This window comes from Pseudomonas sp. AGC41, assembly GCF_057334555.1.
The window spans coordinates 114,679-121,627 of the sequence record NZ_JBHFJB010000146.1; the positions used below are offsets into that span (position 1 = coordinate 114,679).

8 protein-coding genes are annotated in these 6,949 nt (G+C 63.0%); 3 read left to right on the plus strand and 5 right to left on the minus strand.

Going from position 1 to position 6,949, the window contains the following annotated elements; all coding sequences use genetic code 11:
* Positions 1-36 precede the first annotated feature (36 nt).
* Together ACE04F_RS23900 and ACE04F_RS23905 are read right to left on the minus strand one after the other, a co-directional pair.
* Positions 37-330, minus strand: a complete 294-nt coding sequence (locus ACE04F_RS23900) for a hypothetical protein (RefSeq protein ID WP_024776677.1) — start codon at positions 328-330, stop codon at positions 37-39.
* Positions 331-386: 56 nt separating this feature from the next.
* Positions 387-992, minus strand: a complete 606-nt coding sequence (locus ACE04F_RS23905) for an arylesterase (RefSeq protein ID WP_486110181.1) — start codon at positions 990-992, stop codon at positions 387-389.
* Between the two features lie 10 nt (positions 993-1,002).
* Here ACE04F_RS23905 and ACE04F_RS23910 point away from each other — a divergent pair, with 10 nt between their 5' ends.
* The 3 genes from ACE04F_RS23910 to greB are packed head-to-tail and all read left to right on the plus strand — an operon-like array spanning position 1,003 to position 4,722.
* Entirely contained in the window at positions 1,003-1,686 is a 684-nt protein-coding gene (locus ACE04F_RS23910) for an ABC transporter ATP-binding protein (RefSeq protein WP_305499741.1), read from the plus strand.
* On the plus strand, positions 1,686-4,190 hold the full coding sequence (locus ACE04F_RS23915) for an ABC transporter permease (protein ID WP_486110182.1): 2,505 nt from the start codon (positions 1,686-1,688) through the stop codon (positions 4,188-4,190). The genes ACE04F_RS23910 and ACE04F_RS23915 overlap by 1 nt, the downstream gene beginning before the upstream one ends.
* Positions 4,191-4,224: 34 nt before the next feature.
* Positions 4,225-4,722, plus strand: coding sequence for a transcription elongation factor GreB (greB, locus tag ACE04F_RS23920; RefSeq protein WP_305499739.1), 498 nt, complete (start codon positions 4,225-4,227; stop codon positions 4,720-4,722).
* Positions 4,723-4,733: 11 nt separating this feature from the next.
* Here the strand turns inward: greB and ACE04F_RS23925 are convergent, their stop codons facing one another.
* The 3 genes from ACE04F_RS23925 to ACE04F_RS23935 form a co-directional block, all read right to left on the minus strand.
* Positions 4,734-5,042, minus strand: coding sequence for a class I SAM-dependent methyltransferase (locus ACE04F_RS23925; protein ID WP_486110183.1), 309 nt, complete (start codon positions 5,040-5,042; stop codon positions 4,734-4,736).
* Between the two features lie 436 nt (positions 5,043-5,478).
* A complete protein-coding gene (locus tag ACE04F_RS23930; RefSeq protein WP_486110184.1) occupies positions 5,479-5,913 on the minus strand; it encodes a DoxX family protein in 435 nt (144 codons plus the stop codon).
* Between the two features lie 105 nt (positions 5,914-6,018).
* Positions 6,019-6,949: MltF family protein (locus tag ACE04F_RS23935; protein WP_486110185.1), on the minus strand; the 931-nt coding region annotated here is incomplete at its 5' end.

Here is a 6,949-nt window from a genome sequence, read left to right on the forward strand (position 1 = left end):
CCCCCTCCCACAAGGGACCTGCTCGGAATCAGGGGATCACAACTCGAAGCGCAGCTCCGGCCAGATCGGCGAGGTACCGCGCTTCTGCGACTCCAGGATCGCCCGGCACAAGGAGCAAAGGCGATGGTCCTGGAAAATCCTGCGGTCAACGGCCGACCAGCGTGGCTGCGCCGGCAAAAGACTGCCGCAAAGGGTGCGGTCGGCCGAGCCGCCGAGCTCCAACTGCCGGGTCACCAGATGCACCCGCACTTCCTGGCAGGCGAACAGATCCAGCTGCTCGTCAGGCTCGATCAGTTGGTAGGCAAACAGGGACCAGGCGGGACGCGGCATCAGGGGCTCCAAATCGGGGGCGCCACATTAGCCGAAAGACCGCCTGTAGAAAAGCGTCAAAGCAGCGGTTTCAGCGCCGGCCAGACATTTTCCAGCAACTTGCCCTGGGCCGCGACGGACGGATGCAATCCGTCACCCTGCATCATTCCGGGAACGCCGCCGACATCCTTGAGGAAAAACGGCACCAGCGGCACTTTTTTCTCCTCGGCCAAGGTGTCATAGACCTTCGAAAAAGCCTCGGTGTAGCGCCGCCCATAATTGGGGGGCAGTTGCATGCCCAGCAAAAGCACTTTGGCACCGCTGGCGCGGGAGCTGTCGATCATCGCTGCAAGGTTTTGTTGCAATTGTGTTGGCGGCTGTCCACGCAGGCCATCGTTACCGCCCAGCTCCAGGACAACGAGGTCCGGCTTATGGGCTGCAAGCAGCGTCGGCAGGCGTGCCAGGCCACCTGCGCTGGTGTCGCCACTGATCGAGGCATTGACCACTTTATCGTCGAAACCCTCGGCCTTGAGCCGTTGTTCCAGCAACGACACCCAGCCTTGCCGGGTATCCAGGCCGAAAGCCGCGCTGATACTATCGCCAACGATCAGGACTGTACCCGCCGCTGCGTTCTGGACCATGCACATCAAGGCCAGGCCGGCACTCAAAAACCACACTCGCATCGGATTCTCCATGGGCTCAAGCATTCTCACCGCGAAGGACCTTAGCAAAGTGGTTCCCAGCGCGGAAGGTGAACTGACCATCCTGCACGAACTCAGCCTGGAACTGAACAAGGGCGACAGCCTGGCCATCGTCGGCGCGTCCGGTTCCGGCAAATCCACGCTCCTTGGGCTGCTGGCCGGCCTCGACCTGCCCAGCAGCGGTGAAGTGACCCTCGCCGGCCAGGCCCTCAGCGCACTGGACGAAGACCAGCGCGCCCGGGTTCGCGCCGAACACGTCGGTTTCGTTTTCCAGTCGTTCCAACTGCTCGACAGCCTCAACGCGCTGGAGAACGTCATGCTGCCGCTGGAACTGGACGGCCGCAAGGATGCCAGGGAACGCGCCACGCAACTGCTGCAGCGAGTCGGCCTCGGCCAACGGTTGACCCACTCGCCACGCCAGCTCTCGGGCGGCGAACAACAGCGCGTCGCGATTGCCCGCGCCTTTGCCGCCGAGCCGGACGTACTGTTCGCCGATGAGCCGACCGGCAACCTCGACAGCCACACCGGTGAACGCATCAGCGATCTGCTGTTCGAGCTGAACAAGGAACGCGGTACCACCCTGGTACTGGTGACCCACGACGAACGCCTGGCCCATCGCTGCCGGCGCCTGATCCGACTTGAAGCCGGCCTGATGGTCGCGCCCCTGGAGCCTTGATGGCACGCTTGCCCTTGTTGCGCCTGTTCAGCCTTGCCCTGCGCCAGTTGCTGCGCGATGCCCGCGCCGGCGAGTTGCGCGTGCTGTTCTTCGCCCTGCTGGTGGCCGTGGCGGCGAGCACCGCCATCGGTTACTTCGGCGCCCGCCTGAATGGCGCGATGATGATGCGCGCGACCGAATTTCTCGGCGCCGACCTGCTGCTCGAAGGCAGCTCCCCTGCCCGTCCGGAACAGATCCGCAGCGGCACCGAACTGGGCCTGGAATATGCCCGGGTGGTGGAGTTCTCCAGCGTTGTCGCCACCGACAACGGTATCCAGCTGTCCAGCGTCAAGGCAGCCGATGACATCTATCCCTTGCGCGGGGAACTGAAAAGCGCCCCGGCGCCCTTCGCCCCGGAAGAAACCGGCGGACGACCTGCCCCCGGGGAAGCCTGGGTCGAAGCACGGCTGCTGACCGCGCTGGACCTGAAGATCGGCGACAGCATCGATGTCGGCAACAAGACCGTTCGCCTGAGCCGCGTGCTGACTTACGAACCGGACCGCGCCGGTAATTTCTACAGCCTGACTCCGCGCGTCATGATCAACCTCAAGGACCTCGACGCCACTGGCGTGGTGCAACCGGGCAGCCGGGTCAGCTATCGCGACCTGTGGCGCGGCCCGGCGTCGGCGCTGCAAACCTATCGCGACCTGGTCAAGCCAGGTCTTGAGCCCAACCAGCGACTGCAGGACGCCCGTGACGGCAATCGCCAGATCGGCGGAGCCCTGGGCAAGGCCGAGCGCTACCTGAACATGGCCAGCCTGGTGGCGGTGCTGCTGTCCGGCGTCGCCGTGGCCCTTTCCGCCAACCGTTTCGCCAGCCGCCGCTTCGACGCCAGCGCGCTGCTGCGCTGCCTTGGCCTGTCGCGCCGGGAAACCATGGTGCTGTTCAGCCTGCAACTGGCCGTGCTGGGCCTGTTGGCAAGCATCAGCGGTGCGCTACTGGGCTGGGTGGCCCAGTTGGGATTGTTTGCCTTGCTGCATGACTTGCTGCCCACCACCGTCCCGCCGGGTGGCCTGTTGCCGGCGATCGCCGGGATCGGCACCGGGCTGGTGGCACTCGCGGGTTTCGCCTTGCCGCCGCTCGCCGCGCTGGGCCGGGTGCCGCCGTTGCGCGTATTGCGTCGGGACATGTTGCCGATTCCCTCCAGCAGCTGGGTGGTCTACGGCGCGGCCCTGGGTGCGCTCGGGCTGATCATGTGGCGCCTGAGCCTGGACCTGGTGCTGACTTTTGCCCTGCTCGGTGGCGGGGTGATCGCCGCACTGGTGCTCGGCGGACTGCTGTTGCTGGTGCTACAGAGCCTGCGCCGGATGCTGGCCCGGGCCTCGCTGCCCTGGCGGTTGGGACTCGGTCAGCTGTTGCGCCATCCGTTGGCGGCAGCCGGCCAGGCCCTGGCGTTTGGCCTGATCCTGTTGTCCATGGCCTTGATCGCGCTCCTGCGCGGCGAGTTGCTCGACACCTGGCAAAACCAGTTGCCAAAAAACGCCCCGAACTATTTCGCCTTGAACATCCTGCCCAACGACAAGCAGGCCTTCACCGACAAGCTGATGGCGTTGTCGGCGCAGTCGGCCCCGCTCTATCCCGTGGTACCGGGACGGCTCATCAGTATCAACGGCGAGCCGGCCAAGGAATTCGTCACCAAGGACTCGGCCGGAGACCGAGCGCTGCAACGCGACTTGAGCCTGACCTGGGCAGCCGAGCTGCCGGCGGGCAACGTCGTCACGGCCGGGAACTGGTGGCAGCAACAGCCACCGGACGATATCCCGGGGGTTTCGGTGGAAGGCAAAGTGGCCGAAAACCTCAAGATCAAACTGGGCGACCGCCTGGTGTTCAACGTCGGCGGCCTCAACCGGGAAGCCAAGGTCACCAGCCTGCGGGAAATCAACTGGGACAATTTCCAGCCGAACTTCTTCATGATTTTCCAGCCTGGTACGTTGAAGGATCTGCCGGCGACCTACCTCACCAGCTTCTATCTGGCTCCCGGCCATGACCAGCAGATCGTCGACCTGTCGCGCGCCTTCCCGGCCGTGACCATCCTCCAAGTCGAGGCGTTGCTCGAACAACTGCGCAGCATCCTGGCCCAGGTGACCCTGGCCGTGGAATATGTGTTGCTGTTTGTGCTGGCGGCGGGGATGGCGGTGCTGTTTTCCGGCTTGCAGGCCACCCTCGACGAAAGGATCCGCCAAGGCGCGCTGCTGCGTGCCCTGGGTGCCGCGCGGCCGCTGTTGACCAAGGCCCGGCGCATCGAGTTCGGCCTGTTGGGTGCGGTCAGCGGTTTGCTCGCGGCCCTGGGTTCGGAACTGGTCAGCCTGGTGCTCTACCGTTATGCCTTCGACTTGCCGTGGCATCCGCATCCATGGCTGCTGGTATTGCCGCTGGTGGGCGCGCTGCTGATCGGTGCCGCGGGCGTATTCGGCACTCGTCGAGCACTCAACGCCAGCCCACTGACAGTGTTGCGCGAGGGTTGATAGACTTCGGGCCTCGCCATCACCAGAACTTGCCATGAGTCGCTATCGTCCACCCCGTACTGCCGGCACCGCGCTGATCACCCCCGAGGGTGAGGCGCGGATGCGCGCTGAACTCCATGAACTCTGGCATGTGCGCCGCCCCCAGGTGACCCAGTCGGTCAGCGAAGCAGCGGCCCAGGGTGATCGCTCGGAAAATGCCGAATACACCTACGGCAAGAAAATGCTGAGGGAAATCGACAGTCGCGTGCGTTTCCTCACCAAACGTCTCGAAGCCCTCAAGGTCGTCAGCGAAAAGCCCAGCGATCCGAACAAGGTGTATTTCGGCGCCTGGGTCACCGTTGAGGATGAGGACGGCAAGGAATCGCGCTATCGCATTGTCGGGCCTGACGAGCTGGACCTGAAGCAGAACCTGATCAGCATCGACTCGCCCCTCGCTCGCGCCCTGATTGGCAAGGCGCTGGACGCTGAAGTCAGGGTCCAGGCGCCAACGGGAGAGAAGCTCGTCTACATCGTCGATATCAGCTATCCATAGTCCGATTCGTCTCAACGGCGAGTGATCAGTCCCTGCCGTGCAACACGGGTCAAGTGCCGGATCATTTGCGCAGCGTCCGCCGCCGTTGGCGATTGGATCACCGCCAGGTCGAAGCTGTCATCGGCGAAACGCGCCAGCGATTCACCGTCTTCGACAAACTGGATCAGGAAGGCCGCGGGGCCATGGCTGCGTCGCGGCCAGCCGTCGAGGTAGCGCAACAGCGTGGGCTGATGGGTACCGCCCAGGAGAATTTTCGGATTGCGTTGCAGCAGGTTCGCCGTGATCGGCGCCAGACGTACGAGGGGGCTGGGTGCGTTCATTGTGTCGTGTCTCTGCCTCAAAAGTCTGCATGGCAGGTGAGAGGCAACACCGAACCAGCGCTTTAGCGGTATTTCGAAGCCTTGTTTCACGGCTTCTGTCGGTGACTGGATGAGTCACCTGGCGCCCCGCAAGTAGCTGTTTAAATCGGCGCATGAGCGGCATCCTAGAGAAGCTGGCTGGCCGGTGTCAAGAATCGACGCGCACAAAAAAGCCCGTACTGGACGGTAATCCTGTTCACTTCACAAAATGATGTACCCGTGGCGAGGGAGCTTGCTCCCGCTCGGCTGCGAAGCAGTCGTAAACCGGCGGATGCGTTGTAGGTTTTGGGGCCGCTTCGCGGCCCAGCGGGAGCAAGCTCCCTCGCCACGGGTTCCCCGATTGCCTTAAGTGAGCAGCATTACGTACTCGACGGGCCTTGTTGTCTTGAGCAAGTTATCAACGGGCGATGGCGTTATCCGCTGACAGCTTGCCCGCACCTTCGATCAACACGGCGATGCTGCCGGCCAGCAAGGCCAGGGCAAACTCATAACCATTGTTGGCCATGAACAGACCGTTGCCGATGTGCACGGAGAAAATCGCCACCAGGGACAGGAAGGCCAGGCCCAACGCCGCTGGACGTGTCAGCAGGCCGATGATCAAGGCCAGCCCGGCGAAAAATTCAGTACCACCGGCCAGGGTTGCCATCAGGTAGCCAGGCGTCAGACCGATGCTGTCCATCCACTGCGCCGTGCCCGCCAGTCCGTAACCACCAAACAGCCCGAACAGTTTCTGCGAGCCGTGGGCGGCGAAAATGACGCCGACGACGATGCGCAGGACAGTCAGGCCGTAGCCGGCGCGGGTAAACAGAACTTTGTTGATGAAAGTGCTCATTGCGGTGCATTCCTTGGGAGAGATGTTTTGTGTTGGTCGCCATATTAATCAAATAATCACCGGCAAAAAGCGCAAAAAACCCACCAAAACAATCTATAAATTAGATTATTTAGCCGAAGCCACTTTTCGCTCTGGCGGCTCCAGGGATTCGCGCTCTCGATCAAATGCCAGGTAATACTTGTTCACGCTATTAACGTAGCTGACGGCGCCCATTCCCACCTGCTCCATGGCTATTCGCTCGACCTGGAAAAACCACTGGTCAGGGTTCAAGCCGCGCCGCCGAGCCTCGGCACGCATGCCTTGGACGCGCTCCGGTCCCATGTTGTACGCAGCCAGGACAAACGCCATGCGTTCGCGCTCGTTGAGCTTGGGGCTGGAGAAGAATTTGCGACGGATCATGGCCAGATATTTGGCGCCGGCCTGCACATTGGCATCCAGGTCCTGGATGTTGTTGACCCCGACCCGCTGGGCTGCGGACGGCGTGATCTGCATCAGGCCGGTGGGGCCGCTGCCGCTGCGCGCGTTGGGTTGCAAGGCTGACTCCTTGAACGCCAGGGCCGCCAGGTTGAGCCAGTCCATGCCCTGGGCCTGGGCATGTTTTTGCAGCACCGGCCGAAGTTTTTCCAGGCGCTGTCGATTGGCCCGGGCCAGCGGATAATGAACCTGATACAAGCGCCGGTAGATACGCAGGAACGCGGCGTCCTGGTTGTCGGGGACTTTATAGGTGGCGAGGAATCGATCGATGCTCGCCCGCAGCATGCCGGCGTCGCGGCGGACGAACCAATATTCGTCACTCGGCTCGCCGATGAGCACCTGGCGGTCGAAGCGCAACTTGGGCAGGATCTTGCCCCAGCGTTCGGCGATAGGTTGTTCGACGATGGTCAGGTGGAAGATCCCACCCTGGACCATCTCCAACACATCCTCCACCGCCAGGGTGGGATCGACCCATTCGATTTTCACTGGCGGCAACTTGAGCAGCGCCAGCTTCTGGTTGATCTGGCTGACCGCATCCCCCGCCGCGCTGCCGTTGGGCCGC